This window comes from Winogradskyella echinorum (assembly GCF_014297365.1).
GTDB lineage: Bacteria > Bacteroidota > Bacteroidia > Flavobacteriales > Flavobacteriaceae > Winogradskyella > Winogradskyella echinorum.
The window spans coordinates 377,636-404,160 of the sequence record NZ_JACOQD010000001.1 but is presented as its reverse complement, the minus strand read 5'-3'; the positions used below and the strand labels follow the sequence as shown (position 1 = coordinate 404,160).

The 26,525-nt window shown below is 32.9% G+C and carries 28 protein-coding genes; 4 read left to right on the top strand and 24 right to left on the bottom strand.

What is annotated here, in order from left to right:
- Positions 1 to 93: 93 nt before the first annotated feature.
- Entirely contained in the window at positions 94 to 1,596 is a 1,503-nt protein-coding gene (locus H8K90_RS01810) for a S8 family peptidase (protein ID WP_186844231.1), read from the top strand.
- Positions 1,597 to 1,652: 56 nt separating this feature from the next.
- Here the strand turns inward: H8K90_RS01810 and H8K90_RS01805 are convergent, their stop codons facing one another.
- The 12 genes from H8K90_RS01805 to H8K90_RS01750 all read right to left on the bottom strand — a co-directional run bounded on the left by H8K90_RS01805 (position 1,653) and on the right by H8K90_RS01750 (position 12,102).
- Complete coding sequence (locus H8K90_RS01805) at positions 1,653 to 2,294, bottom strand: O-methyltransferase (protein ID WP_186844230.1); 642 nt, start codon at positions 2,292 to 2,294, stop codon at positions 1,653 to 1,655.
- Between the two features lie 29 nt (positions 2,295 to 2,323).
- Positions 2,324 to 2,545 (bottom strand): hypothetical protein, encoded by a 222-nt coding sequence (locus H8K90_RS01800; RefSeq protein ID WP_186844229.1) that lies wholly within the window; start codon positions 2,543 to 2,545, stop codon positions 2,324 to 2,326.
- 58 nt (positions 2,546 to 2,603) lie between these two features.
- Entirely contained in the window at positions 2,604 to 3,689 is a 1,086-nt protein-coding gene (locus H8K90_RS01795) for an amidohydrolase family protein (protein ID WP_186844228.1), read from the bottom strand.
- Positions 3,682 to 4,218 carry a 3-hydroxyanthranilate 3,4-dioxygenase gene (locus H8K90_RS01790; RefSeq protein ID WP_186844227.1) on the bottom strand — a complete coding sequence of 179 codons (537 nt, stop codon included), beginning with the start codon at positions 4,216 to 4,218 and terminating at the stop codon, positions 3,682 to 3,684. Before H8K90_RS01790 ends, H8K90_RS01795 begins: the two co-directional genes overlap by 8 nt.
- A gap of 98 nt (positions 4,219 to 4,316) precedes the next feature.
- The gene (locus H8K90_RS01785; RefSeq protein ID WP_186844226.1) at positions 4,317 to 5,099 is read right to left on the bottom strand and encodes an SDR family oxidoreductase; all 783 of its coding nucleotides are present in this window, start codon (positions 5,097 to 5,099) and stop codon (positions 4,317 to 4,319) included.
- Positions 5,100 to 5,627 (bottom strand): PsbP-related protein, encoded by a 528-nt coding sequence (locus tag H8K90_RS01780; RefSeq protein WP_186844225.1) that lies wholly within the window; start codon positions 5,625 to 5,627, stop codon positions 5,100 to 5,102.
- Positions 5,628 to 5,638: 11 nt separating this feature from the next.
- A complete protein-coding gene (locus H8K90_RS01775) occupies positions 5,639 to 7,078 on the bottom strand; it encodes an aldehyde dehydrogenase (protein ID WP_186844224.1) in 1,440 nt (479 codons plus the stop codon).
- Positions 7,078 to 7,710 (bottom strand): hypothetical protein, encoded by a 633-nt coding sequence (locus tag H8K90_RS01770; protein ID WP_186844223.1) that lies wholly within the window; start codon positions 7,708 to 7,710, stop codon positions 7,078 to 7,080. The genes H8K90_RS01775 and H8K90_RS01770 overlap by 1 nt, the downstream gene beginning before the upstream one ends.
- A 2-nt stretch (positions 7,711 to 7,712) precedes the next feature.
- Complete coding sequence (locus H8K90_RS01765) at positions 7,713 to 8,147, bottom strand: RidA family protein (RefSeq protein WP_186844222.1); 435 nt, start codon at positions 8,145 to 8,147, stop codon at positions 7,713 to 7,715.
- Positions 8,148 to 8,450: 303 nt separating this feature from the next.
- The gene (locus H8K90_RS01760; protein ID WP_222611301.1) at positions 8,451 to 9,914 is read right to left on the bottom strand and encodes an FAD-dependent oxidoreductase; all 1,464 of its coding nucleotides are present in this window, start codon (positions 9,912 to 9,914) and stop codon (positions 8,451 to 8,453) included.
- Positions 9,915 to 9,965: 51 nt separating this feature from the next.
- Positions 9,966 to 11,234 carry a kynureninase gene (kynU, locus tag H8K90_RS01755; protein ID WP_186844221.1) on the bottom strand — a complete coding sequence of 423 codons (1,269 nt, stop codon included), beginning with the start codon at positions 11,232 to 11,234 and terminating at the stop codon, positions 9,966 to 9,968.
- 184 nt (positions 11,235 to 11,418) lie between these two features.
- A complete protein-coding gene (locus H8K90_RS01750) occupies positions 11,419 to 12,102 on the bottom strand; it encodes a hypothetical protein (protein WP_186844220.1) in 684 nt (227 codons plus the stop codon).
- A gap of 40 nt (positions 12,103 to 12,142) precedes the next feature.
- Between H8K90_RS01750 and H8K90_RS01745 the strand changes: the two genes are divergently transcribed.
- The gene (locus tag H8K90_RS01745) at positions 12,143 to 12,943 is read left to right on the top strand and encodes a methyltransferase domain-containing protein (RefSeq protein WP_186844219.1); all 801 of its coding nucleotides are present in this window, start codon (positions 12,143 to 12,145) and stop codon (positions 12,941 to 12,943) included.
- Positions 12,944 to 12,986: 43 nt separating this feature from the next.
- On the opposite strand, the gene msrA is transcribed toward H8K90_RS01745, so the two are convergent.
- From msrA to H8K90_RS01730, 3 genes are all read right to left on the bottom strand, one after another.
- Positions 12,987 to 13,649 carry a peptide-methionine (S)-S-oxide reductase MsrA gene (gene msrA, locus H8K90_RS01740; protein WP_186844218.1) on the bottom strand — a complete coding sequence of 221 codons (663 nt, stop codon included), beginning with the start codon at positions 13,647 to 13,649 and terminating at the stop codon, positions 12,987 to 12,989.
- A gap of 126 nt (positions 13,650 to 13,775) precedes the next feature.
- Entirely contained in the window at positions 13,776 to 14,561 is a 786-nt protein-coding gene (locus tag H8K90_RS01735) for a zinc ribbon domain-containing protein (RefSeq protein ID WP_186844217.1), read from the bottom strand.
- A gap of 2 nt (positions 14,562 to 14,563) precedes the next feature.
- Positions 14,564 to 15,658: a Nif3-like dinuclear metal center hexameric protein gene (locus tag H8K90_RS01730; RefSeq protein WP_186844216.1), complete on the bottom strand. Its 1,095-nt coding sequence runs from the start codon at positions 15,656 to 15,658 to the stop codon at positions 14,564 to 14,566.
- A 173-nt stretch (positions 15,659 to 15,831) separates the two neighbouring features.
- Here H8K90_RS01730 and lpxK point away from each other — a divergent pair, with 173 nt between their 5' ends.
- Positions 15,832 to 16,833: a tetraacyldisaccharide 4'-kinase gene (gene lpxK / locus H8K90_RS01725; RefSeq protein WP_186844215.1), complete on the top strand. Its 1,002-nt coding sequence runs from the start codon at positions 15,832 to 15,834 to the stop codon at positions 16,831 to 16,833.
- On the opposite strand, the gene H8K90_RS01720 is transcribed toward lpxK, so the two are convergent.
- The 7 genes from H8K90_RS01720 to H8K90_RS01690 are packed head-to-tail and all read right to left on the bottom strand — an operon-like array spanning position 16,826 to position 24,138.
- The gene (locus H8K90_RS01720; RefSeq protein ID WP_186844214.1) at positions 16,826 to 19,066 is read right to left on the bottom strand and encodes an ATP-binding protein; all 2,241 of its coding nucleotides are present in this window, start codon (positions 19,064 to 19,066) and stop codon (positions 16,826 to 16,828) included. The two genes, lpxK and H8K90_RS01720, sit on opposite strands and share 8 nt — an antisense overlap.
- A gap of 30 nt (positions 19,067 to 19,096) precedes the next feature.
- Positions 19,097 to 20,113 (bottom strand): type I glyceraldehyde-3-phosphate dehydrogenase, encoded by a 1,017-nt coding sequence (gene gap, locus H8K90_RS01715; protein WP_186844213.1) that lies wholly within the window; start codon positions 20,111 to 20,113, stop codon positions 19,097 to 19,099.
- Positions 20,113 to 20,985, bottom strand: coding sequence for a lipoyl synthase (lipA, locus tag H8K90_RS01710; RefSeq protein WP_186844212.1), 873 nt, complete (start codon positions 20,983 to 20,985; stop codon positions 20,113 to 20,115). The genes gap and lipA overlap by 1 nt, the downstream gene beginning before the upstream one ends.
- Before the next feature lie 50 nt (positions 20,986 to 21,035).
- The gene (locus H8K90_RS01705; RefSeq protein ID WP_186844211.1) at positions 21,036 to 22,280 is read right to left on the bottom strand and encodes an NRAMP family divalent metal transporter; all 1,245 of its coding nucleotides are present in this window, start codon (positions 22,278 to 22,280) and stop codon (positions 21,036 to 21,038) included.
- Positions 22,280 to 22,825, bottom strand: coding sequence for an RNA polymerase sigma factor (locus tag H8K90_RS01700; RefSeq protein ID WP_186844210.1), 546 nt, complete (start codon positions 22,823 to 22,825; stop codon positions 22,280 to 22,282). The genes H8K90_RS01705 and H8K90_RS01700 overlap by 1 nt, the downstream gene beginning before the upstream one ends.
- Entirely contained in the window at positions 22,816 to 23,928 is a 1,113-nt protein-coding gene (locus H8K90_RS01695) for a glycosyltransferase (RefSeq protein ID WP_186844209.1), read from the bottom strand. Before H8K90_RS01695 ends, H8K90_RS01700 begins: the two co-directional genes overlap by 10 nt.
- Positions 23,929 to 23,934: 6 nt before the next feature.
- Positions 23,935 to 24,138 (bottom strand): membrane or secreted protein, encoded by a 204-nt coding sequence (locus H8K90_RS01690; RefSeq protein ID WP_186844208.1) that lies wholly within the window; start codon positions 24,136 to 24,138, stop codon positions 23,935 to 23,937.
- A gap of 136 nt (positions 24,139 to 24,274) precedes the next feature.
- Between H8K90_RS01690 and aqpZ the strand changes: the two genes are divergently transcribed.
- Positions 24,275 to 24,961, top strand: a complete 687-nt coding sequence (aqpZ, locus tag H8K90_RS01685; RefSeq protein ID WP_186844207.1) for an aquaporin Z — start codon at positions 24,275 to 24,277, stop codon at positions 24,959 to 24,961.
- A 72-nt stretch (positions 24,962 to 25,033) separates the two neighbouring features.
- Here the strand turns inward: aqpZ and H8K90_RS01680 are convergent, their stop codons facing one another.
- Positions 25,034 to 25,828, bottom strand: a complete 795-nt coding sequence (locus tag H8K90_RS01680) for an anti-sigma factor (protein ID WP_186844206.1) — start codon at positions 25,826 to 25,828, stop codon at positions 25,034 to 25,036.
- Between the two features lie 11 nt (positions 25,829 to 25,839).
- Complete coding sequence (locus tag H8K90_RS01675; RefSeq protein ID WP_186844205.1) at positions 25,840 to 26,373, bottom strand: RNA polymerase sigma factor; 534 nt, start codon at positions 26,371 to 26,373, stop codon at positions 25,840 to 25,842.
- Between the last annotated feature and the right edge of the window lie 152 nt (positions 26,374 to 26,525).

Genomic DNA, 26,525 nt, shown 5'->3' with positions numbered 1-26,525 from the left:
TACTTTAAATTGATGAATTCATAAAAAACATTAAGGTTAAATAGTGATAATTTAATATATTTAGAAAAACATTAACCATCTAAATTTTATTAAATGAAAAAACTGCATTTTAGAGTGTTGTTATTACTATTAATAACGATTAGCTCTTGTACACAAGACGATCATTTTACAGAACCATCATCTCAAGACGTACAATTTCCTAAAGACCCAATAAGTATTGAAGAAATTAATTCTAAAATTAGAGAAAGTATTAAGAATACAGGTGATTTTAATTGGGCAGACGTAAATGAACATTTTCTGTGGAGTGCCTTGATGCATGGCCAAAATGTATTAACAATAGGCTACGGTAATCCTGGACAAAGTTTTAGCGAAGTGGAAGACCCAGAATTAACTGCAAAAAAAGGAACTATAGTAAATACTGTGCTCCAAAGTGAAAACATAAGCAAGGAAGATCTTAAACTTGTTGAACATGAGATTATTACAGTAATTGACGTTGAAGTAAAAAATATAGAAACTGTAATAGCACTAAGAAAGAGTGATAACATAAGATATTTAGAACCTAATGGTTATAATCACTATACTACTAATGAAGCCAAAAGTAGTTCTGGGTGTGATAAAAATGCGGATACAATTAATTCTTCACATTATACAACCACTAGCCCTAATAATGCTCAAGTTTCGTGGCATTTTAATGAACATAACATTCAACAGGCATGGAGCCATAGTACGGGTTCTGGTGTAACTATTGGTTTAATAGATACAGGTGTATCTGCATCTCAAAGCTTGCTAAATTCATCTGGGATTAACGATGGTTACTCAAACGGTCGTTTTGTTCAGAAATATGGGACGTTTATAGATTCTCGTTGGTGGTGGTCTAGTAATTATGATGGCCCTCACGATAAATGTGGTCATGGTACGGCTATGGCATCTGCAATGGCTTCTCCAAGAAATGATAATGGAATGCCAGTTGGTGTTGCATACAATTCAAATTTGGTGGCTTATAGAGCTACAGAAGATGTGCTTTTAAACGATTATCATGAGCGTAAAGGTGTATCTAAGGCTTTAACTCAATTAGGAAATAGAAGTGATGTGAAAATTATTTCTATGTCTATTGGTTACGTATGGTCAATAGGTAATATAAAAGATGCTGTAAGATATGCCTATAGTAAAGGGAAATTGATTTTTGCAGCAGGTGGAACATCAACAAGTTTTACCAATGGATTTGGAGTTATTTTTCCGGCGACTATGAGCGAAACTGTTGCTGTTACTGGTGTGGATGATGGTCCTAATTATGATCGGTGCAATACTTGCCATAGTGGTAGTAAAATTGACTTTACAATTATAATGGAAGGTAATAACAACACTAGTAAAGCTCCTCCAGTTCTTGGATTTTATAATGGCCAGCGTCGATATACTGGTGGTTCTTCAGTTGCAACTGCAACAACAGCTGGTATAGCTGCTTTAGTATGGGCTAAACACCCAACTTGGAGTAGAACACAAGTATTAAATAAATTAAAGCAATCTGCAGAATTCTATCCTTATAAAAATAGTAGCTTCGGTTATGGCAATATTGATGCCTTACAAGCAGTACAGTAAGATAGATTTTACTACAAATAAAAAACCACTTCAATTTATACGAAGTGGTTTTTTATTTATTTTTTTCTACTGATTGTTAATCCATCTCTAATGGGCAGCATTACGGTTTCTAAGCGTTTGTCAGTTTTGAGAAGTGTATTATAGTCTAAAACAGCTTTTGTAGAAATATCTTTTTCTTGTAATGGTTTTACCACTTTTCCATGCCATAATACATTATCTGAAAGAATAATTCCTCCTGAGTTTAATTTATCAATAATTAAGTGAAAGTAATTACTGTAATTTGGTTTGTCCGCATCAATAAATACCATATCAAAAGTTTTATTTAGAGTTGGAATAATATCTAATGCGCTACCAGTATGCTGAAAAATTAGTTTTCCATATTCAGATTTATCAAAATATTTACGTTGAAAATCCACGAGTTCTTCATTAATATCGATAGTATGAATTTCTCCATTATGTTTTAAGCCTTCAGCTAAACACAAGGTAGAATAACCAGTAAAGGTACCTAGTTCTAAAATAGACTTAGGGTTTATTAATTTAGATATCATACTAAGAACACGACCTTGATATGGCCCACTTAACATAATGGGTTGTAATACCTTTTGATATGTTTCTCTAGTTAACTGTTGTAATAACTCAGGCTCTTGCTCAGAGTGCTGCACAACATAGTTGTCTAAATCTTCAGGCAAGAAGTGCATAAAAATTAATTTAAATAAATGAGATGATTTTATTCAGCAGATTCTTCTACAGTTTTAACATCATCTTCAATAGTTGGCTTACCTACAAAGAATAGAATAGCTCCAACAACGATAAGGCCTATTTTTATACCCCAAGCGGCAGTATCTCCCCAAGAATAAATCCACATTAATATTGTCGGTACACGATCAAAGAAATTTAAAACTATTGCTAGCGCACCGAATATTACCATGTAAGTACCTATTTTTCTCATAATTTTATTAGTTGATTAGATTTTAAATATAGAAATAATTGTCGGAAAATTAGTGTGATTAAGATAGAATGCGAGATACTAATTTTTGCTTTGCAGTTTCATCATCTCCACATAACCACTGAATTACATTGTCTTCCCAGATTTCATCACCTTCCGCTTCTGTAATAATTTTTCTTTCGATTGCTAAATCTATTATTTTTCCTGGATATGAGGATTGTTTTTCGCTTTCCATTTCTCCTAAAGGATAAGGGTCATCTAATCCCATAATTACTTGCTTAGAACCTTGATTTCTAATCAATAATTCTAGTCCACCAGTATCATGTACTAAGGTGTCGAAAAATATGTTTTTGTGTCCTACTGCTTTTCTCGGATGGCTTTTACCTTCAAACAAATCTGGTCGTCCATCAAAGCCTTGAATTCGTCTTCCTAAATTAATTTGCGCTAATTGTCCACCATGTGCAAAACAAGTTCTCATATTTGGATATTTGTCTTGGTAACCATTTAATGTTAAGAAGTGATATGCATCTCCACATTGTGCTAGCATCCAAATTAAATGAAAACGCCAAGAAGTGTTTTCGAGTTTTATAAATTTTTCACCATCATAAGGATGAATCTCAACGGCCAAATTATATTTGTTGGCCATTTCAAAAATGGGTTCGTTTTCTTCATCAAAAATACAACGCCATGTTCCTATAGAATCCATATAATGCGTTGGTAAACACAAGAGTTGCATACCTAATACTTCTACACATCGTTCAATTTCCCAACAAGCACTTCTTACAAATCCAGGATGTACAACAAAACCACAAGTAAATTTATTCGGGTGGTTATGCTGAATTTTGGCATTAAAATCATTTTGAAAACGTAAAGCTTGCTTCATTTCTTCAACCCTTAAGCCATTTCCGTAGAGTTGAGATAAATTTAAAACAACAGCATGGTCGAGCTTATTGCGTTCCATCCATTCTAATTTCTCATCTAAGAAAAAACTAGAATCAGTAATAGGACGATTCCAATCTTTTTGAAGCATAAACTTTCGATCTTTATCTACCCAAAATATACCTTTGTCTTTCATAAATTGAGGAATTTCCTCAGGATAGGGAAGAAGGTGTGAGTGACCGTTTATTCTAAGTTTGCGTTTACTCATCAATTTGTACTTTCTTTGGTGGTTGCATTACCGCTCCACAATTAGGACAGCTTCGTTTTTCCTTATCCCCATAATATTTATCAAAAATGACAGGCATATCTGTTTCTATATTGTCTAGCGTAAAATCTTCTTCATACAATTTAGTAGTACAATTTTCACAGAACCAAAGTAAGGCATCTTTTACACCTTTTTCTCTGGGATACTCTATAACTAAACCAACCGTGTTTGCCCCTCGTTGTGGGGAATGTGGAACTTTAGGTGGTAGTAGAAAAATGTCTCCTTCTTTTATATGAATATCTTTTGGTGTCCCTTTATCAATAACTTTTAGGACTATATCGCCTTCTATTTGATAGAAAAATTCTGGTGTTTCGTTATAGTGGTAATCTTTTCTGCTATTTGGTCCACCAACAACCATAACTATGAAATCTCCATCTTTCCAAACGACTTTATTACCAACAGGTGGTTTTAATAAATGACGGTTTTCTTCTATCCATTCTTTGAAATTTATAGGTGGAAATAGTTTGCTCATGGTTATGTTATTTTTTGTCATTCCTGCGAAGGCAGGAATCTATGTTATCATTAATTTATTGTGGATTCCTGCCTTCGCAGGAATGACAAGTCATAAAGTTACAAAGATTTTGTTCTTCCTCCATCAACAGGAAGATTAATTCCGTTAATATAACTGGCACGTTCACTAGCTAAAAATGTAATAGCATCCGCCAATTCTTCGGGTTTAGCAAAACGTTTAGCTGGCACTGCATTTTTCATAGCATCTGCAGCCTCTTCTACAGTTTTACCTGTTTTCGCAGATTTATTTTTAATAATTTCACTTAAGCGTTCTGTACCTGTGGCTCCTGGCAAAACGTTGTTTACTGTAATACCATATTGCCCTAATTCGTTTGCCAAAGTTTTACTCCAATTAGCTACTGCACCACGAATAGTATTACTAACTCCTAAACCGTCTAGCGGTTGTTTTACAGATGTAGAAATTACATTTATAATTCGCCCATAATTTTGGTCTTTCATAAACGGAACCAAAGCTTGTACCAATATATGATTACATTTTAAATGTTGTGTAAATGCATTCTCAAATTCTTCAATTTTTGCAGAAAAAACTGGTCCACCAGCTGGTCCGCCTGTGTTATTGACTAATACATGAAAGCCATGATTTTCTTTAATGTAAGTTTCAACTTTTGCTTGTAATTCTGTTGGATTAGAAAAATCTGCAACAATATAATCATGGTTACGATGCTGAGGTAATTCAGCAAGTACTGCTTTTAACTTCTCTTCATTTCTTGCAACTAAAGTAACTATGGCACCTTCTTCTGCTAATGCTAAAGCTGTTGCTTTTCCTATTCCAGCCGTGCTACCACAAACTAATGCGTATTTGTTGTTTAATTCTAGATTCATTTAATTAGTGAATTTAAAACTGTATAATATTTTTTCACCATCAACAATATACTTATCATAATCAGTTTCTGTTGCTGTAAAAGTGAGGACGTAAGCGGTACCATCTTTCAGTAAAAAAACTTGCTTAAATTTTAATAATATACCATTACCAAGATTTGCCGACCAAATTATTTCTTTAGCATTTTCTCCTCCTAATTTTATGTCGTTATTAGTTATCATTTTGGCTGAAGGTATTTGAGCAAATACCTGATCTAATCCAGCTTTAGCATAATCTTTAAGACTTACATCTTGTCCGTTTAAATCTTCAGTGTTTAGATTTATATTTTCTCTAAACATATCTTCATTTTGAGAAGCTTCTTCAGACATTAATACAAATTGAATATTGGGTTGAGGTTTTTGGTCGCTATATTCCCAAGTTGCTGGATACTGAATTGAGAAGTTGTCTTTAGCGAATGTTTTCCAGTCTTCTTGAGCAAATAGAAAAGTGCTAACAAAAAATAATAATAGTGTTGTAATTTTAATTTTCATGATATTTAGATTTAGTATTTTATACATATATTTTTAGCTTCCGTAAAAAAGCGTAAGGCTTCAAAACCGCCTTCGCGACCAACGCCTGATGCTTTTACACCGCCAAAAGGTGTTCGTAAATCGCGCATCATCCAAGTATTAACCCAAACAATACCAGCTTGTAATTGGTTACTTAGTCTCATGGTACGTTTTAAATCGTTCGTCCAAAGGGTTGCTGATAAACCGTATTTTACTTTGTTTGCCATTTCTAGGGCTTCATCCTCCATGTTAAATGGCATAATGGTCACTACAGGGCCAAATATTTCTTCTTGGTTGACTCTGCATTCATCATTAGGAACTTCGATAACAGTTGGCTCTAAATAGTAACCGTTTTCATAACCTTTAACGGTTACTTCATTTCCACCACATAGGATCGTTCCGTTTTCTTCTTTGGCTATTTTAATATATTCCTTAACTTTTTCAAGATGTGGTTTAGAAACTAGGGCTCCTATATTGGTATCTTTTTCTGATGGATGTCCAACTTTTAGTGCTTTTACTTTTTCTACAAAATCGGTTTTAAATTTCTCATAGATTGAAGCTTCTACAAAAATACGACTTCCACATAAACATATTTGTCCTTGATTGGCAAATGATGAACGAACGGTTGTATTTAACATATCCTCATAATCGCAATCAGCGAAAATGATATTCGGGTTTTTTCCACCTAATTCTAAAGATAACTTTTTAAACATTGGAGCAGCGACTTTAGCAATATGCGCTCCAGTAGCTGTGCCTCCTGTAAATGAAATGGCTTTAATATCTGGATGCTCTATAATGGCTTGTCCTGTAGTAGTACCTGAGCCATGCACAATGTTTAAAACACCTTTGGGTAAACCTGCTTCAATACAGATTTCACCTAATAAGAAAGCAGTCATTGGAGTGACTTCGCTTGGTTTGGCTACTACACAATTTCCTGCGGCAATAGCAGGCGCAATTTTCCAAGTAAAGAGATAGAGCGGAAGGTTCCAAGGGCTAATACAACCAACAACACCTATAGGTTGGCGTAAGGTGTAATTTATGGCTTGTTGTCCAACGGATTCGTGACTTTCACTAGCAAACTGCGTTATGGCATTTCCGAAGAATCTAAAATTACTTGCTGCTCTTGGGATATCTACAGTTTTAGCTAACGCTATGGGTTTGCCGTTATCTAAGCTTTCGGCTTCTGCAAACTGTTGTAAGTTAGCTTCTAGTAACTCAGAAATTTTAATTAAAATACGACTGCGTTCCTCTAAACTAGTCACTGACCACTGTCTAAAAGCAGATTTGGCACTTTTATAAGCTTTTTCAACATCTTCTTTAGTGGAGTTTGGAATCTGCCCATAAATGGCACCACTTGCAGGATTGTAGTTGTCAATCCAGTTATTTTGAATTGGATTTTCGAATTTTCCGTTTATGTAGTTTTGAATATTCACTAGTCTATTTTATATAAAGAATCGATTTGTTTTAAATTATAATCAAAGAGCTCAGTCAATTCCTTTTCATAGTAATATAAATCATTCATGGTCATTTGCACTTTTGCCATCGTTTTTCCAAAACTCTTAGCATCGGTAAAGTCTGCATTGAAAAATATTTGAATTGATTGTGTGTTGAATGCGTTATAACTCTCTTGATATGTGTATAAATTATTCAGCGTATTTAATAATGTAGGATTAAATTCTTTACTAACTCCAGCTTGAATACTGGTTTGAAATGCAGCATCTCTTAACCTTGGTGTTCTCATGCCTCTCCAAAAGCCTAAAGCTTTATTAATGTTTTCTTCCGTTTTTGGCATATCGATTTTTCGTAATGTGTCTCTAATCATAATATGATAGTCCTTAACATTAGAAATACTCATTTTATTGGTGTTTATTTCGTCTTTTAATAAATTTAAAGTGGTCTGTATATTTTTTTGAATCTTTTTTTCTTCGTTCCAGTTATTGAATTGAAGTGCCATAAAAATGCCAATAAAAACGAGTATGATTTCTCCAATAGCATACAACAGGTACTTACCGAATTTATTTTCAGTTAGGAAATTCTGTCTTATTTGCCTGAAGAATTTAATCATATTTATTTTGGTTTATATGCCATAACCTTTATCTCAACCACTAAATCTGGATGGGGCAACTGATGCACAGCTACTGTTGTTCGGGTTGGTCCTGTTTCTTTGTCAAAAAACTCAGCGTAAGCCTTGTTGTAATCAGCAAAGTCATTCATGTTTACTAAAAAAGAGGTGACATCAACGACATCTTTTAAGCTTGCTCCAACTTTTTGAAGGTTCTTATCAATGTTTTTTAGTACTTCTTGGGTTTGGGTATAAGCGTTTAACTTTTTAGTTCCCATTTCGTCAATAATATCCACTCCGGCAATGGTGTTGTCTGCTCTGCGAGAACTTGTTCCAGAAACGAAAATGAAATCGCCTACTTGTTTTACGTGTGGGTATGCTCCTCTTGGTGCTACGCCTGTTCCTGCGGAAGCAGGAACCTTATTGTCTTTTTCCTTCATATTCTTGTCATTCTGAACTTGTTTCAGAATCTTATTTTGTTGTTATTTTATTTATTGTTCATTTGCCTTGATGCAAACGAACCAAAAATCACAATCAAAATATAGGAAATTCCTTCGGAACATTCACTTTCGGAATTCCGTGCTTGAAGCTGCGCTTCGCATCTACATTCCTTCGCTCACTATTTCTGAATTTTGATGTTCAATTCTACCAATTGATTTGGGGCATGAATTTTTTATTTGTTAGTTATAAATCTAATTGATTTTCCTATTTAAGCACGTACCAGTTCCTTCCCTCTGGGAAGGTTAGGATGGGCCGAATTTTGCCACTCTATCATCTTCCAAAATTGCTTCAGTTTCAGTTTTTACTTTATCTAAAATATCTTTAGGGTCATCTGATATTGAAATAATTCCATCAGCTAACATATTTAAAATTGCTTTGTCTTGCGCTCTTCCTTTTAACATCGCTTCTCTGTAACCAATATCTTCATTAAAGGTAACTAAACTATATTTTGAAGAATAATCCTCTGGAAATTCTTTTTCGAGCATCATTTCAATTTTTCGTTTTTCTTGGAAAATCGCCTGACCTACGTGGTCTTTCATTTCATGAAAATTATCAATGGCTAAATCGGCAATGGCATCTGTATCTTTCTTTCTGTTTTTTTCATAGGTTTCGAAAGTCGCTTCCCAATTATCTAAATTTTGGTTTAAGACTTTATCAAATTCTACAACATCTTCAAAAGAAGCATTCATACCTTGTCCGTAAAATGGAACAATAGCATGAGCAGAATCACCCATTAACAAAGTATTACCTTTATAATGCCAAGGCGAACATTTTACAGTGCCTAAAGGTGCTGTTGGGTTCTCAAAAAAGTCTTCAATTAGATTTGGCATCAATTCCAAAGCATCAGGAAATTCTTTTTGAAAAAATTCTGTTACAATTTCTGGTGTGGTTAAATTGTTGAAATTGTACTCACCTTCATCGTAACTTAAGAACAATGTCACTGTAAAACTACCGTCTAAGTTTGGTAATGCAATGACCATAAAATCACCTCTTGGCCAAATATGAAGTGCATTTTTATAGGTTTTGTAACCACCATTTTCAGTTGGCAGAATACTCAGCTCTTTGTAACCATGAGTTAAATAGTCTTGTGAAAAACTGAATAAAAACTTTTTACCTAAATAGTAACTTTTGCGCAAAGCTGAACCTGCGCCATCTGTAGCAATAATACAATCGGCATCTTCTATAAATTCATTTTTGGTGTGGTAATCTTGAAATAAAGCCGTGGTGTTTTCAAAATCAACAGATTTACATTTTTTATTGAAATGGATGGTGACGTTTTCGTGCTTTTCTGCTTCATCCAAGAGCAGAGCATTTAAATCACCACGCGATATAGAATTAATATATTCATAATCGCGACCACTATAATTAGATAAAAAGGTATTGCCTTCTTTGTCGTGAATCATACGACCATTCATAGGAATACATAAGTCTTTTACTTTGTCTTCAATACCAACTAGTTTCATGGCTTTGTTACCACGATCTGAAAAGGCTAGATTGATAGAACGACCTGCAGAAATATCTGTTTTACGTAAATCTGGACGCATTTCGTAAACGGTTACGTTGTAGCCCCTTTGTCCTAATCTAAGCGCAAGCAAGCTGCCGCAAAGACCTGCACCTATGATTAATATGTTTTGTGCAGCCCCTTCTAAATCTTCCCCAGAAGGGAAGACTTTCTCACTGTTGCGTGTATTTATATTAGTATTCATTCTTTTTTATTAAGCATTAGATCCTTCCCTCAGGGAAGGTTAGGATGGGCTTTAATTTAATATAGCCTTCATTTTTTCAACCATTCTATAAACATCCTCAAAAGAATTATACAATGGTACAGGTGCACATCTAATTACATCTGGTTCTCTCCAGTCACTTATAACTCCGGCTTCGGTTAGTTTATCGTGTAATTTTTTATCTGCGTTCAATACTTGAATCGATAGTTGGCAACCACGTTCATCAGGGTTTTCTGGTGTAATGATTCTAATAGTATCTTCGCCTAGTTGCTTTAGTAAGAACTCGAAATAGCCAGTAAGTTTTTTAGACTTTTCTGTGAGTTTCTTAATTCCGACATCATTAAACATATCTAAAGAGGCTTTAATTGCTGCCATAGATAATATTGGTGGATTGCTGAGTTGCCAACCTTCAGCTCCAGGCAACACGTCAAACTCGTGTCGCATGTTAAAACGTGTTTGCTTATTGTGACTCCACCAACCTGTAAAACGATTTAAGTTTTTATCGTAAGCATGACGCTCGTGAACAAAGCAACCAGAAAGACTTCCAGGTCCTGAGTTGAGATATTTATAAGTACACCAAACTGCAAAATCTGCTCCTGAGTTGTGTAAATCTAAATTCACATTTCCAGCACCATGAGCACAATCAAATCCGACTTTGCAACCATAGCTATGACCAAGTTCTGTAATGCGTTTAAAATCGAAAAACTGCCCAGTGTAGTAATTCACACCACCAATCATTACCAATGCAATTTCATTACCATGAGCTTCTAAAATAGCTTCTAGGTCTTCATATCGTAATAATTCTTCACCATCTCTAGGTTTCCAAAGAATAAGACCTTCTTTATCATCATAACCATGATGTCGCAATTGCGATTCTACAGCATATTTGTCTGATGGAAATGCATCACTTTCTATAACTATTTTATATCGTTCTTTTGTTGGTTTGTAGAACGAAACCATCATAAAATGAAGATTCGCAGTAAGCGAATTCATAGTTACGACTTCAATAGGTTTTGCTCCAACTAATTTAGCCGTAGCTTCCGTTAAAAACTCATGATACGGTAACCAAGGGTTTTTAGCTTCGGTATGACCTTCTACACCAAGATTTGCCCAATCTTCTAATTCTTGATTAATGTAATCCTTTGTAGATTTTGGTTGTAAGCCTAGTGAGTTGCCACAGAGGTAAATTAATTCATTTCCGTTTTTATCTTTTGGAATATGAAATTGCTGTCTGTAGCTAGATAGTTCGTCTAAAGCGTCTTGTTGTTTGGCGTAATCTAGACCAAGTTTGTAGTCGGACAAAGTGAATTGATTTATCGGTTGCTAACAAAAATAAGGATTTATAAGCACAAAAAAAGCGCTTTGAAAACAAAGCGCTAGAGAATATATATAGGCGCCAAAAGGCGGAAAATGTAAGCTATACGTTTTAAGCCGTAACGACCGACGTGAAACTTACATTATAGGGTGCAAAAGTAATGCCATAATTTTAGTCTTCCAAGGTAATACTGACATCTGTAAAGTTAAGATTCCAGTTGCCATTATCTTTTTTATGATCTATTGCAATTTTAATACCGTTGAAATCTTTGTAGTTTTCGAATGTATTGGTTAAAGAGGGTTCTGGGGAATTTCCTTTTCTAAATACCCATTCTTTAATCATATAGTTGTCATCATAATAAATATCGTAGGCATCTCCAGGTGTGTAGCCACCTTCGTCTGCATATAAAATGGTAATCATGTCTAATTGCTCTTTGTGTATAGGAGATTCAGCTTTTTTGGGCTGAGAAATTGTTGCTGTATTGTCCCAAACCAATTGAAAAGGTACAAATGCCCAAAACTTATCGTTAATAAAGTTTCTATCTGCATTAGGTGGTACACTATCTAATTTGTTCCTGTTGAATTTTACGATTTGTTCACCAGCTTTCATAATAACACTATCTTTTTTGGGATACCATGTCCACGATCTTCCATTACCTTTTATAGAATTCCTATCTACTTTAAAAGTGAATTCTACTTTTTCGACATTTTTCCAGTTTTCATAACCATGAGCATTAGCAATTTTTTCTGCAGTGGTTAATACTTGAGTTTCTTTTTCGATTGTGGCTTCTTTCTTTTCAGATTTACATGAAAAAACAAATAATAAGCAAATCAGACCTAGATATAATGACTTCATTTTAAAAGAAATTTTAATTTAGAGACAAAATTAACTAACAATGGAGGACAACACTAATTATTTTGAAGTAAATAAAGCGACTTGGAACAAGAAAGTAGGTGCACATGCAGAAAGTGAGATGTATAAAATGGATGCTTTTAAAGCTGGAGCAACTTCTTTGATGCCTTATGAACTAAATGCTTTAGGAGATGTTTCTGGTAAGTCGTTATTGCATTTGCAATGTCATTTTGGGCAAGATACGCTGAGTTGGAGTAGAATGGGAGCTAAAAGTGTTGGTGTGGATTTAAGTGATGAGGGTGTAAAGCTTGCCAAGCAATTAAATGAAGAACTAAATCTTGATGCTGATTTTATATGCTGTAATGTTTTAGACACTTCTAAACATGTTTCTAAGACGTTTGATATTGTATTTACAAGTTACGGAACCATTGGCTGGTTACCAGATTTAAGACCTTGGGCTAAAATGATAGCTGAACGTTTAAAGGTTGGTGGAACGTTTTATATTGTAGAGTTTCATCCTATTTTATGGATGTTTGATTATGTTGAAGGTGAACCAAAAATGAAATATCATTATAATCAAGATGAAGTTATTTATGATGAGTATGAAGGTACCTATGCCGACCAAGCTTCAAAAATGGTTAGTAAAGAATACGGTTGGAATCATGGATTAGCAGAAGTTGTAAATGCACTCATAGAGGCAGGATTACAAATAGATTATCTTAATGAATATGATGAAAGTCCTTATGATGTATTTCCAGATTTAATAAAATTGGATAATGGCATGTATAAGATGAAAAATCAGTTGTTTCCGATGCTCTTTGAAATTAAGGCGAGTAAAATTTAGTTTGAGACCTTTCAGGTATTTAAAACCTGAAAGGTCTGTTTCATTAATGCTTTTCGTCTTCCTTTAATAATTCTGGGAACTTGGCTTTAAAACGATTTAATCTAGGAATAGAAACCGCTCTTATGTAACTCTGGTTTGGATTACGTTTTTCAAAATCTTGATGATAATCTTCACCTTTATAAAATTTTTGAAAAGGGTAAACTTCTGCAGCGATTTTAGCATCCAACTTTTTAGCTAAAGCGGTTTTCTTTTCTTCAATAATTTTTTTCTGTTCAGCATTTTGGTAAAAGATGATAGAGCGATATTGAGAACCTTTATCTGGTCCTTGACCATTAACTTGTGTAGGATTTTGAGAACCAAAATACACATCAACTAAGGTGGCAAAGCTCACCACTTCTGGATCGTAAATAATTTCTACAGCTTCTGCATGGCCTGTTTTGCCTGTATTGCTTTTCTCATAGTTAATGTCTGTTGTGTGTCCGCCAGAATAACCACTTATAGACTCCTCAACTCCTTTAACACTTTCAAAGATAGCTTCAACACACCAAAAACAACCACTTGCAAAATAGGCTCTTGCTTTTCCATCTTTTATTGGAACAGCAACAGGTTCTGCATCAATTACGGCTTGTTGTTTATCACTGACTTGTGCTTGGTTATGACAGCTAAAAAATAGGCTGATGCTTAATACGTAAATTAAATTTTTCATAATTCTTTTTTCTTTTTCAAATAGTCGTTTAAAAATACTAAACCTAATATAAATCTTCTTTAAAGTTATATTAAAATAAAAAAGCCTTCACAATTGTGAAGGCTTCAATCTATTACGATGTATAATTTACTTACTAAGTTTAGCAAATAACTTATCCATTTTTACTTTTTCTTCTTCTGCTAATGCAGCATCAACTAAAATACGTCCACTATGCTCATCAGTAATTACCTTTTTGCGAGAAGCAATCTCAACTTGTACTTGAGGGGGAATAGTAAAGAAAGATCCACCAGAAGCTCCACGTTCTATAGCTACAACCGCTAAACCATTTTTAACGTTTTGTCTAATTCTAAGGTATGCTTTAACTAAACGCTCATCAATCTTCTTTTGGAAATCTTCAGATTTTCCTAAAAGTGCTTCTTCTTCTTTTTCAGTCTCCTTTAAAATTTCGTTTAACTCACCTTTTTTATGTTTAAGATGTGCTTGGCGATCTTTTAAACGATCTTTAGTTTCAGAAATAACTTCTTTTTTCTGTTCAATCTGAACTTTAAATTCCTTGATGTGCTTTTCTGCTAATTGAATTTCTAATTCCTGAAATTCAACCTCTTTAGTCAATGAGTTATATTCTCTGTTATTTCTAACATTTTTTTGTTGCTCACTATACTTTTTGATTAAAGCTTTAGCTTCTTCAATTAAGTTCTTTTTTCCTTTAATCTCATCGTCAATAATAGCTAGGCTATCATTTAACTTTTCCATTCTAGTGTTAAGTCCTTCTACTTCGTCTTCTAAATCTCTAACTTCTAAAGGAAGCTCACCTCTGACATTTCTTATTTCATCTACTCTAGAGTCAATTAATTGTAAGTCATATAGTGCTCTTAATCGCTCTTCAACAGAAACTTCAGCTTTTTTTGCCATAATTATAAATACTTTACCGGATTTGTATTTGTCTTTGATAAAATGACTGCAAAATTAGTAATTTTTTTCGAGAGATAGTCTACTAAAAACGATTTTGTGAACTGTTCGCTTTCATAATGTCCAATATCTGCCAAAATAATACCGTTTTCTGCACTGAAAAAGTCGTGATATTTTAGGTCTGCAGTGACTAAAAGATCTGCACCAGAAGCTTTTGCAGCGCTAATTGCAAAACTACCAGAACCGCCTAGCACAGCAATCTTTTTTATAGGTTTTTCTAACAATGCGGAATGTCTTATACATTCGGTATTCATTTTGTTTTTTATAAAATGTAAACACTCTTTGGCATTCATAGGTTTTTCTAACTCGCCTATCATTCCCATTCCAATATGTTGGTTAGTGTTTTCTAAAGTTGAAATTTCAAATGCAACTTCTTCGTAAGGGTGTGCGTCAAAAAGGGTTTTTAAAACTTTAGATTCTAAATGTTTTTTAAAGGTTACAGAAATTGCAGTTTCATTTTCTGTATGTAATTCGCCTTTTTTACCAATAACAGGGTTAGATTCTTCATTTCCTAAATAGGTGCCTTCCCCATCTACATTAAAACTACAAGATTCATAATTACCTATATTACCAGCACCTGCATTAAAAAGAGCTTGTCTTAATTCTTCAGCATTTGATTTTGGAACATACGTTTGTAGTTTTTTAATTGTGCCAGACTGAGGAATTAAAATCTTTTTATTTATTAAGCTTAACTGGTCGCAAATAATTGAGTTAACTCCTTTAATGGCATTATCTAAAGCGGTATGAATAGAGAAAATAGCAATATTATTTTGAATGGCTTTTATTACTACGCGCTCAACATAGGTCTTACCAGTTAGTTTTTTTAAACCTTTAAAAATAATAGGGTGAAAGCTTACAATTAGGTTACAATTGTTTTCTATAGCTTCATCCACTACAGCCTCCAGCGTATCTAGTGTAACCAGAATACCTGTTACGGATTGACTTTTATCTCCTACCAAAAGGCCTACATTGTCAAAGTCTTCTGCATAAGCCAATGGAGCTAAGTTATGTAAGTGATTAATTACGTCTTGTACAATCATAAGTGTGTATTTGTTTCAAAAGTACATGAATTTTTTTGTTTGGAAATTCACAAAAATCAAATGAAAAAAATCATAGACTAACGAAGTGGTTGCTGATGTGAAACTAATTTTTTTATTTTCTCTTAAATATAATTTAGTTTTTTACAGAAGAAAAATAGTATATTTTCGTAGCAATGAAATTCATTCGAATCATATTGTTTCCTGTTGTGCCAATTTATTATTTGGTTACATGGTTACGTAATTTACTTTATGATAAAGGAATTAAATCTTCAAAATCGTATAATTTCCCTATAATTTGTGTTGGTAATCTTAGTACAGGTGGTACAGGAAAAACTCCAATGATTGAATATTTAATCCGGTTATTGAAGAACGAAAAATCTATTGCTACATTAAGTAGAGGTTATAAACGAAAAACGGACGGTTTTGTATTTGCGGATGAAAATGCTAATGCAGATACTATTGGTGATGAACCATTTCAATTTTATAATAAATTTAAAAACGAAATTAAAGTTGCAGTAGATTCTAATAGACAGAATGGTATAGAACAACTACGAAGTATGGCAGAACCACCTGAAGTTATTTTGTTAGATGATGCATATCAACACAGAAAAGTAAGGGCTGGTTTTAATATTTTATTGACTGCATATAATAATCTTTACTACAAAGATATAGTCTTACCTGCAGGTAATTTGCGTGAGCCGCGATCGGGAGCTAAACGAGCAGATGTCATTGTGGTTACCAAATGTCCTAAAAACATTTCTGAGCAAGAAAAAAAATCTATCATTGCACGTTTAAAAATTCAAAAGCATCAACTAGTTTGTTTTAGTTATATTGATTATGCTGATATAGTAATATCTGCAAATGATTCTATAAGTTTAGAATCACTTCCAAATTTTACACTAGTTACAGGTATTGCAAATGCACAACCCTTAGTTGAGTTTTTATTGGAGAAAGCGTTAAAATTTGATCATTTAGAATATGGAGATCACTACAATTTTAAAGCTACTGATATAGAAAAATTAAAATCTAAAGAATTAATAATTACAACAGAAAAAGACTATATGCGTTTATCAAATGATGGAAGTCTAAAGGATAAACTATATTATTTACCTATTGAAATAAAATTAGATAGACCTGAGTTATTTAATACAACAGTAAAATCATTTGTTAGTTAAAATAGCTAGAGACTATTTTTTCGCCCGAAAGTGCTGCATATAGCTTAGATTCAAAATCTTCTTGTTTAAACGGTTTAGAGATAATATCATCAAAGCCAGCTTCACCAAACTCATGCATTTTGTCTTCTAAAGTTACTGCTGTAAGTGCAAAGATGGTAAGCTCTTTATCAAAAGTTCTAATGATTTTGGTAGCTTCTAAACCACTAATGCCTGGCATATGAATATCCATTAGCACCACATCGTAAGTTGTTTCTTTTACTTGCTCAACAGCAGCTTCGCCGTTATCAACCACATCACAATACAGATCCATTTTATTAAGAATCTTTTTAGTAATCATTTGATTGATTTTGTTGTCTTCAACAATTAGAATTTTAACATTGCTTAAATCCAAATCTTCCATCTTATTAGATTTTTTAATTTTTTCTACTTTAGGTTCTTCGACAATTTCAGAATGCTCTAAAGGAATTTCAAAAAAGAATGTGGTGCCTTTTCCAAGCTCACTCTTTAAGTAAATTTTCCCTTTAAGAATTTGAATAAGTCCTTTTACAATAGATAAACCAAGACCAGTACCACCATATTTTCTGTTGATTTGTACAGATCCTTGAGAGAAACTCTCAAACATATGGTCTTGTTTTTCCTTTGTAATACCAATACCATTATCTTCAATTTCAAAGCGAAGCGTGTACATTTTGTCTTTTTTGTCAATTTTACGCGCTCTCACCCAGATGTCTCCATCTTTAGTGAATTTAATAGCATTACCAAGTAGGTTAATTAAGATTTGGGAAATCTTTAATTGGTCACCAATATACGTTTCTGGTAAACCGTCTTCATAATCGAAATGTAAGTCTGTTTGATTGTCTTTAGCAGAATTACTCAGAGCAGAAATGACATTTTCGATTTTGTTTTTAAGGTTGAATTGTTCTGGGTCTAATTCAACTTTATTTGCTTCAATTTTATTAATTTGAAGAATATCATTAATAAAAGTTAATAAATAATCTCCAGAGAATTTTAATGATTTTAAGTGTGGTATTTGGTGCTCTTTTGGCTTTTCATCTAACAACATATTAGTAAGCCCAGTAACAGCATATAATGGTGTACGTAACTCATGTGTTACAGTAGATAAGAAATTAGCTTTGGTCTTAGAGGCTAATTCTGCCTTTTCTTTTGCAACAATAAGCTCATCATTCTTTTTATGAAGCATATTGTTGGTTCTCAATCTTATATTATTGTTTTTATATAAAGACAAGGTTAAAAGTGATAGTATAGTAATTAAAGCGATACTCAAAATAGTTGTAATTCTAGTAAAAGTACTTTCTGCTGTAACTTCATCCATTTGCTCTTTTAATTGAGCATTTTCGGCATCTTTATAGTTATAGATATTTTGTCCTGTGATACCAGAAGCTAAATTTTCTCGTTTTACATTGAGTATAGAATCGGATAGTTGTATATGCTTTCTTACATAATTTAAAGCATTAGAATGGTCTCCTTTATTTTCGTGGATATCACTCAGTGTTAAGTACGCCTCATTAATATTTTCGATTATGTTATGAGATTGAGCAATAGATAAGCCTTCTTCAGCCTGAGATAATGCTAATTTACTATTGTTTAATTCACTAGAAACCTTACCGCTTTGTATCAATGCACTACTTAAACGACGTTTTTGATCGTATTTTTTAGCAATAATTATGGTTTTCTCGAGCTTTACCTTAGCTTCATCAAAACGTTTTAAAGCAATAAGAGCCTTGGCTTCATTTAAAGTTACATCAGAAATATATTCTTCTAAGTTCTCTTGTTCAAATAAGGTATTGGCAGAATTGAAGTATTCTAAGGCCTTATCATAGTTTTCATTATTGCTAAGAAATACTCCTTTAATATTATAACTAATAGCTCGATTACCATAGTCATCAATTTCACGCTGAATTTGAATTGCATTATTAAGAGAAACCGTTGCTAGATTTTTTTCACCAACTAAGAACTGAACTTTTGCAATCTTTGTATAGATTTTTCCTTGATTAGATTTATCATCGATTTTTTTTGCAATCTCTAATGCTTCATCTAGATTGTTTTTAGCCTTATAATAATCACCACGATCACTATATAATTTGGCTTGATCAACATACTCTTGAAGGGTTAATGCAAGCTTGTCTGTATCTTCTACACTAACTTGTTGTGCGAAAATCAGACTACAAAAACATGCTAAAAAAACAAATATGTAATATTTGATTCGGGACATTTCAGCTCACTTTAATTTGAACAAATATAATTATTTATTCGATAAAAGTGCTTTTTTGTCCGATAAATTGCAAATTAAGTCTAAAATTCTTGTACTATAACCAGTTTCATTATCGTACCACCCCACTATTTTTAACATATTGCCGATAACGGAAGTCATTTGCGCATCAAAAATACAAGAATGTGGATTTCCTACAATATCGATAGATACTATAGGATCTTCAGTATATTCTAAAATGTCTTTTAAGGTAGAAGTAGAGGCATTACTAAAAACTGAATTGACTTCTTCTATAGTAGTTGGTTTTTGGACATTTATAGTAATATCCGTTAATGAGCCGTTTGCTACAGGTACTCTTATGCCACAACCTCCAATAACATCTGCTAAATCTGGAAAAATTTTTGTTAAAGCTTTAGCTGCTCCTGTTGTTGTTGGTACTATAGATTGCCCAGCAGCTCTTGCTCGTCTTAAATCGCGATGTGGTTGGTCGTGCAAACTTTGGTCTGTAGTGTATGAGTGTACAGTTGTAATATAAGCTTGTTTTATACCAAAGTGCTCTTTTATTAAGGCAATCATTGGAGCCGCATTATTAGTAGTACACGAGGCATTAGATAATATGGTCTCATTACCATCTAGCAAATGGTCATTTACACCCAAAACGATTGTTTTAATATCATCCTCAATAGAAGGGACGGATAAAATAACACGTTTAGCTCCACTTTTTATGTGATGTTGAAGCTCATTTTTAGTTTTAAATTTCCCCGTAGATTCTATAACAAAATCTGGATTAACTTGTGACCAATCAATGGAATTAGGATGAGAATGATTAAAAAGAGGAATCGATTTATTGTTGATAATGATATGATTATCATCAAAAGAAATGGTTTCGTTTAGAACACCATGAATACTGTCGTACTTTAATAAATGACTTAAAGTTTTAGTATCTGCTAAGTCATTTATAGCAACAACTTGAATTTGAGGATGTTGTAATGCTAACCTAAACACACGACGACCAATTCTGCCAAAGCCGTTTATAGCAACAGTAATCATTAGTTAATGTGTTTTTGGGCTTTGTAAGATGATCTTACTAATGCGCTACTTTCTACATGTCTAAAGCCTAAATCCAAGCCAATTTCTTCATACTCTTTAAATTGCTCTGGATTTATAAATTGTTTTACTGGTAAATGTTTTTTACTTGGTTGAAGATATTGACCGATAGTAACTACATCAACATCATTTGCTTTAAGGTCGTGAAGCGTTTCAATAACTTCTTCACGAGTTTCACCTAAACCTAACATAATACCAGATTTAGTTCTACGTTGCCCTTGTTGTTTTAAATATTTTAAAACACCCATGCTGCGATCGTACTTTGCTTGTATTCTAACTTCGCGAGTTAGGCGTCTTACAGTTTCTATATTATGCGACACAACTTCTGGTGCAACATCTATAATACGATCTATATGTTTTTCAATACCTTGAAAATCTGGTATAAGAGTTTCTAATGTTGTTTCAGGATTCATGCGTCTTACTGCTTTTACAGTTTCTGCCCACATAATGCTTCCCATATCCTTTAAATCATCTCTATCTACGCTTGTTAAAACCGCATGTTTAATTTGCATTAACTTAATAGAACGAGCTACTTTTTCTGGTTCATCCCAATCTACGGTTTCTGGTCTGCCGGTTTTTACACCACAGAATCCACAAGAACGCGTACAAACGTTTCCTAAAATCATAAAGGTTGCAGTGCCTTCTCCCCAACATTCACCCATATTAGGACAGCTTCCTGAGGTGCAAATAGTATTTAATTTGTACTTATCAACTAAACTTCTAAGTTCGGTATATTTTTTACCCGTGGGTAATTTTACACGAAGCCATTTAGGTTTACGTTCTGGTAATATATTTGAAGCAACTTTGGTTTCCATTCATTTTCAATTTCAGGAAACAAAGATACGAAGTTAATTATTAAAAAGACTTAAAGAATTGTGAGATACCACACACTAAAACCAATTAAAAAAATGATACCAAGCCATGATAAAGCATGAAGTTTTAGAGTTGGCCTCCAAGCTTTTGGTGTGTGTTTACTCGAAATTAATTTATAATTAATAGTGGCATAAAAAGGGGCAGTAATAAAAGATAGTATTGTAGCGATTTTAATGAGTAAACCCATTTCTGATGCAAACACAAAAAAGATAATTAAAGTACCAAAAGTCAATATTAAAATCCAAAATAAATAGCCTTTGTTTAGTGCTTTTTTTGTTAATAATTCTACGCTTTTTGCCATAGCTCTAGGTGAGGCATCTAACGTAGTAATGGTTGTGCTAAACATGGTTGTTAATGCGGCAATACCAATGAGAATATATGCCCAATTGCCAAGACTTTTGGTGTATAAATCGATTAATTGATTTGAAAAAACAGAGGCCTTTTCGCTAAACGTTTCTCCTGTATTAAACATAACGAAATAGCCTAAGGATAAAAATGCGACACCTAATATAACTGCGCCAGTATAGCCAATATTAAAATCGAGTAGTGCGGTTTTTGGTGTAAATGAAACTTCCTCTTTTTTCTTTTCTAGTGCCCAAATGGAATGCCACACTGAAATATCTAAAGGTGCAGGCATCCAACCCATAAAAGCAATTAAAAAAGCTATTTCAGTTGCATTCTCAGGTAATACCTGTGTAAATGATACTGGTTGATTAAACTCACTAAATGCAAAGCAAACCGCGACAAGAGTGCTTATAGTTAAAGCAATAATTATAAATTTAATGAGTTTGTCTAAGGTGCTATATTTTCCTAGAAAAAGAATTAGTAGACAAATGAATAGAATAATTACCGTCCAAATTTCTACGCTGGTAATACTTTCAATCCCAAAATTTAAAAAACTAATATCTCCAAAAAGTGAATTTGCTAAACCGGCTGTTACAATAGTTACCGCAGTTTGAATAGTAAACATGGTCGCCAAATTCAAAATAAAGTAAATAACTAAAACACCTTTGCCTAATTTGAGATAACCGTCTAATAAACTTTCACCTGTTGCCGCTGCATATCGAGGACCAAATTGAAAAAAAGGATATTTAAATAGATTAACTAACAATAATGCCCAAAGTAAACCAAATCCGAAATTAGCACCAGCTCTGGTAGATTGTACCAAATGAGATACACCTATGGCTGCGCCTGCAAATAATAATCCTGGACCTAATTTTTTAAGTATAGAAAGCATTATGTCTTTGTAATAATAGCAGCCAGAAGTTTTTTTGCTCTAAGAAGTTTAACTTTTACATTATTCATCGGTTCCTTTAGTTCTTCAGAAATTTCTTTATAGCTCAATTCTTGAAAATACCTAAGATTTATAACCTCTTGATAATGTGGTTTTAATTTTTTGATGTCGCGCAACAGTTTTGCTAAATTTTGTTCTGTAATAATTTTATCTTCTGGAGTAGGTGAGTCATCAACTATATCGAGATAAATATCTTCATTATCTTTAGATGTATTTCGTATAGATTGTTTTTGTTTTCTTACTAAATCTATATGGATGTTTTTAGAAATAGTAATTAACCAAGTCTTAAATTTATAAGCTTCTTTATAAGTTTTAATCTTATCAAAAGCTTTAGAAAAGGTCTGAATAGTTATGTCTTCAGCATCATTTTCGTTTTTTGTTCGCTTTAGTTGAAAGGCATAAACGTCATTCCAAAATGTATCTAGCAGAAAATTGAAAGCAATTTGGTCATTCTTTTTAGCTTTACTGATAGCGTCTTTTATTTCCAATGTTTTGGTTTAGATATAAGATTAGCAATAAAGATACTTAATTGTGTAGTAATTAAAAATAATTCTAGAATTGGTGTTAAAACAATAAGATCAGCTTCTCCTAATTTTTTGGCTGTAAAACCAAAACTAAGTAGCTGAATAATAAAACGTAATACAACTAATGCAACAACCCATTGCCAATTATAATTTAATAAAATGAGTAATACTCCTAGAACCCAAAAAAGTAATTGAGAGGTGTAAAATAATCCCAAGAAAAATTTATGTTGTAGTTTATAAAATTTGGCCGTACTAATGTGTCTTCTTTTCTGTAAAATCCAAGATATTAAAGACGTTTTAGGTTCGGATATTGTAAAACTATCTACCGTATAGCTTATTGATGTATTTGATTTGTCCGCGACTTCATTGATAAATAAATCGTCATCACCAGATTTTAAGGACATATGATTACTAAACCCAGAATTATTAAAAAATAAATCTTTTCTATAAGCCATATTACGACCAACTCCCATATAAGGAGAGCCAAGATTAGCATAAGAAAAATACTGTAGAGCAGTCATTACGGTTTCAAACCGAATGAGTTTGTTTAAAAGCGAAAATTTCTTTTTCGCATAGGCTCCATAACCCAAAACTATAGATTTTTCATTAGAAAAATTACCGCTAATATGTGCTAGCCATTTATTAGACTTTGGTATGCAATCTGCATCAGTGAATACTAAAAAGTCGTATTTAGAAGTTTTTATGCCAAGTGTTAATGCGTATTTTTTATTTCCCCAAAACGTTTCATTGGTTTTTACATCTACAACTTTTATGTTATTGCTATTGGCTTCAAATTCTTTCATAACTTTTAGAGTATCATCTGAAGAACTATCATTTACCAAGACAATTTCAAAATTTGAATATTCTTGATCTAATATAAGAGGTAAATTTTTCTTTAAGTTATCGGCTTCGTTTTTTGCACAAATAATGATTGAAATAGGAATGTTCTTTTTTAATCGAGATTCTGCTCGTTTAATACCAAAAGAAAATAGAAAACTAAGGTAATAGCCAATTTGAATACTAACAACTACTATAAATATATAGAATAGTATTGAGGGAAATAACATTAAGACCTAAGTGTGTTGAGGTTCGTTACAGTCTTTATATTGGTCTGGTGTTTTTCCGCAAAAGCCACAAGCTTCACCTTCTTGGTTAAGCATAGGGTTTTGGCTAGCACAAGTGCCAGCAAATTTACCGTCTTTTTTAGCCCATATTTTTATTGCTATACCTGCAATGGCTAAAGCCAATAGTCCTAATGTGAGTAGTAATAATTTCATTTAAAATCCCTTTATTTAATGCAAAGATAATGCTTTTACTTTTATTTTATAAGCATTATTAGATGTGACTTAACTGCTTAGTGCTGTGTCGAATAACTATATAAACATTTATTACTAACTAATTAATTTATCAATTATGAAAAAATTATTTGCAGAGTTCTTTGGAACATTTTGGCTGGTATTTGGAGGTTGTGGTAGTGCAATATTTGCAGCCGGATTTCCAGAATTAGGTATTGGATTTGTAGGCGTTGCTTTAGCATTTGGTCTTACTGTATTAACTATGGCTTATGCTGTTGGGCATATTTCTGGTGGCCACTTTAATCCGGCAGTGTCTATTGGTCTTTGGGCTGGTGGAAAATTTGAAGCCAAAGATTTAATTGGTTATATCGTAGCACAAGTTGTTGGTGCAATTGCAGCAGCTAGTGTATTGTATCTTATAATTTCTGGGAAATCTGGATTTGAAACCGTTGGCGGGTTTGCTTCAAACGGTTATGATTCATTATCGCCGAATGGCTACAGTATGATGTCTGTGTTAGTGGCAGAAGTTGTGCTAACGGCATTTTTCTTAATTATTATTTTAGGAAGTACAAATGCTAGAGCTCCAAAAGGTTTTGCTCCAATTGCTATTGGCTTAGGATTAACATTAATACATCTTATTAGTATTCCTATTTCCAATACATCTGTAAATCCTGCAAGATCTTTAAGTCAGGCTTTATTTGCAGATGGTGCTTATTTATCTCAAGTTTGGTTGTTTTGGGTAGCTCCAATTGCTGGTGCTATTATTGGAGGTATTATCCATAAAACACTTTTTGAAAGAGAATAGGTGTCTATTTTTAAATCAAAAAAAAGAGGCACATTTTTAAATGTGCCTCTTTTTTATTTATCTAAAAAGTACTTAGTCTTTCTCTTTTAAAGAAATTTCAGCTACTTCAGTATCATTTTCATTAGTATTGTTTCCTTTGGTACCAATTTTAATACTTAGTGCTAAGGCATCTTCCATATATGGAATTTGTTTCAACTTACGGTCAGACTCATCTAAGATACCCAAGTTTACCATTCTATCTTGCAACTCAGCCCAAATCTCGTAATACTGCTCTTCAGGTAATTGAGGTAATGTAATAACATCAATCATCGATGTTTTTTCAACAGGATTAATATATGCTACAGTTTTTAAATTTTTAGCACGCTCATTACCATTGATAACATATTTTTTAGAATCTGGATTGTTTAATTTTAACAACTCTCTAGATAGTTCATCTAATTTAGTGTTGTTATTTTCAATATCGCTCCTTAAATCAAAAATCTCTTCAATTACTACATTGTTTTCTTCATTTAAATTTTGATTCTTTTGATATAACATAAAAGATGTAGCTGCAAATAACACAGCAGCTGCACTGGCAGCAATACTATACCAAGGTGTTTTTCTCTTTTGTACAAGTTGAATAACTTTAGTGTCATTCTTTTCATCTAAAGATTCTAAAATGTTTGCTAATATGTCATTAGGTACATCTACAGCACCCGCTTTTGCTATAATCTCTAAATTATCTTGAAGTTTTTCGTAAGCCGAAGCAGCTTCAGGATAGAATGAAATAAAATGTTCAACCTCTTTAGTCTCTTCAATAGAGGTCTCGTCTAACAAATACTTATTCAGTAAGTTAGACTTTAAAAAGTTATGTAATTTTGTTTCCATGATTTAAAATTTTATGGATTATAAACTTTTTTAAGTTCTCTTAATCCTATTTTTAATCTAGACTTAATTGTACCAAGCGGAATATCTAATTCGTCACTAGCTTCTTGTTGTGTCATTCCTTGAAAAAATAAGGCGTCTAACACAATTTGATACTTTTCATCTAATCGTCCAACATGCTCTTTAATATCCAATACATCTTGGTTTAAATTGTTTGTTGGTAAGATATATACGTTTGATTTATCAATTTGGACTTCTTTTTGGTAACGATTATTAAAACTTCTTAGTTTATCTATAGCAGTATTCCTTGCTATGCGGAACAACCAAGTAAATAGTTTAGCTTTACTAGAATCGTATTTTGAAGCATTTTTCCAAACTTTTATGAAGGTTTCTTGCAATGCATCTTGCGCAATTTCTTCATTAATCGTTATCTTTAGTATAACACCATATAGACTACTAGAATAATTTTCATATAGTAAATTTAGTGCACGTTGATCTCCTTTTTTTAGGTAATCAATTATTTTTTGCTCTGTAGGTGTAATACTCAAAATGTTAAAATCTTATTTTTTTGATTTTCAAAACATCCAAAATGGATTTATAAACGTAAATATAACTAAATACACTAGATTCTAGTGCTCACAATAAATTATTAGAATGGTTTTATCTTCTTAAGAGGTTGATTAATAGCATTTTCATATAA

What these genes read in the sequence shown, in the direction of transcription:
- H8K90_RS01810 (WP_186844231.1), top strand. Translation starts at nt 94, where the DNA reads ATGAAAAAACTGCATTTTAGAGTGTTGTTATTACTATTAATAACGATT.
- H8K90_RS01805 (WP_186844230.1), bottom strand. Translation starts at nt 2,294, where the DNA reads ATGCACTTCTTGCCTGAAGATTTAGACAACTATGTTGTGCAGCACTCT.
- H8K90_RS01800 (WP_186844229.1), bottom strand. Translation starts at nt 2,545, where the DNA reads ATGAGAAAAATAGGTACTTACATGGTAATATTCGGTGCGCTAGCAATA.
- H8K90_RS01795 (WP_186844228.1), bottom strand. Translation starts at nt 3,689, where the DNA reads ATGAGTAAACGCAAACTTAGAATAAACGGTCACTCACACCTTCTTCCC.
- H8K90_RS01790 (WP_186844227.1), bottom strand. Translation starts at nt 4,218, where the DNA reads ATGAGCAAACTATTTCCACCTATAAATTTCAAAGAATGGATAGAAGAA.
- H8K90_RS01785 (WP_186844226.1), bottom strand. Translation starts at nt 5,099, where the DNA reads ATGAATCTAGAATTAAACAACAAATACGCATTAGTTTGTGGTAGCACG.
- H8K90_RS01780 (WP_186844225.1), bottom strand. Translation starts at nt 5,627, where the DNA reads ATGAAAATTAAAATTACAACACTATTATTATTTTTTGTTAGCACTTTT.
- H8K90_RS01770 (WP_186844223.1), bottom strand. Translation starts at nt 7,710, where the DNA reads ATGATTAAATTCTTCAGGCAAATAAGACAGAATTTCCTAACTGAAAAT.
- H8K90_RS01765 (WP_186844222.1), bottom strand. Translation starts at nt 8,147, where the DNA reads ATGAAGGAAAAAGACAATAAGGTTCCTGCTTCCGCAGGAACAGGCGTA.
- H8K90_RS01760 (WP_222611301.1), bottom strand. Translation starts at nt 9,914, where the DNA reads ATGAATACTAATATAAATACACGCAACAGTGAGAAAGTCTTCCCTTCT.
- H8K90_RS01750 (WP_186844220.1), bottom strand. Translation starts at nt 12,102, where the DNA reads ATGAAGTCATTATATCTAGGTCTGATTTGCTTATTATTTGTTTTTTCA.
- H8K90_RS01745 (WP_186844219.1), top strand. Translation starts at nt 12,143, where the DNA reads ATGGAGGACAACACTAATTATTTTGAAGTAAATAAAGCGACTTGGAAC.
- msrA (WP_186844218.1), bottom strand. Translation starts at nt 13,649, where the DNA reads ATGAAAAATTTAATTTACGTATTAAGCATCAGCCTATTTTTTAGCTGT.
- H8K90_RS01735 (WP_186844217.1), bottom strand. Translation starts at nt 14,561, where the DNA reads ATGGCAAAAAAAGCTGAAGTTTCTGTTGAAGAGCGATTAAGAGCACTA.
- H8K90_RS01730 (WP_186844216.1), bottom strand. Translation starts at nt 15,658, where the DNA reads ATGATTGTACAAGACGTAATTAATCACTTACATAACTTAGCTCCATTG.
- lpxK (WP_186844215.1), top strand. Translation starts at nt 15,832, where the DNA reads ATGAAATTCATTCGAATCATATTGTTTCCTGTTGTGCCAATTTATTAT.
- H8K90_RS01720 (WP_186844214.1), bottom strand. Translation starts at nt 19,066, where the DNA reads ATGTCCCGAATCAAATATTACATATTTGTTTTTTTAGCATGTTTTTGT.
- gap (WP_186844213.1), bottom strand. Translation starts at nt 20,113, where the DNA reads ATGATTACTGTTGCTATAAACGGCTTTGGCAGAATTGGTCGTCGTGTG.
- lipA (WP_186844212.1), bottom strand. Translation starts at nt 20,985, where the DNA reads ATGGAAACCAAAGTTGCTTCAAATATATTACCAGAACGTAAACCTAAA.
- H8K90_RS01705 (WP_186844211.1), bottom strand. Translation starts at nt 22,280, where the DNA reads ATGCTTTCTATACTTAAAAAATTAGGTCCAGGATTATTATTTGCAGGC.
- H8K90_RS01695 (WP_186844209.1), bottom strand. Translation starts at nt 23,928, where the DNA reads ATGTTATTTCCCTCAATACTATTCTATATATTTATAGTAGTTGTTAGT.
- H8K90_RS01690 (WP_186844208.1), bottom strand. Translation starts at nt 24,138, where the DNA reads ATGAAATTATTACTACTCACATTAGGACTATTGGCTTTAGCCATTGCA.
- aqpZ (WP_186844207.1), top strand. Translation starts at nt 24,275, where the DNA reads ATGAAAAAATTATTTGCAGAGTTCTTTGGAACATTTTGGCTGGTATTT.
- H8K90_RS01680 (WP_186844206.1), bottom strand. Translation starts at nt 25,828, where the DNA reads ATGGAAACAAAATTACATAACTTTTTAAAGTCTAACTTACTGAATAAG.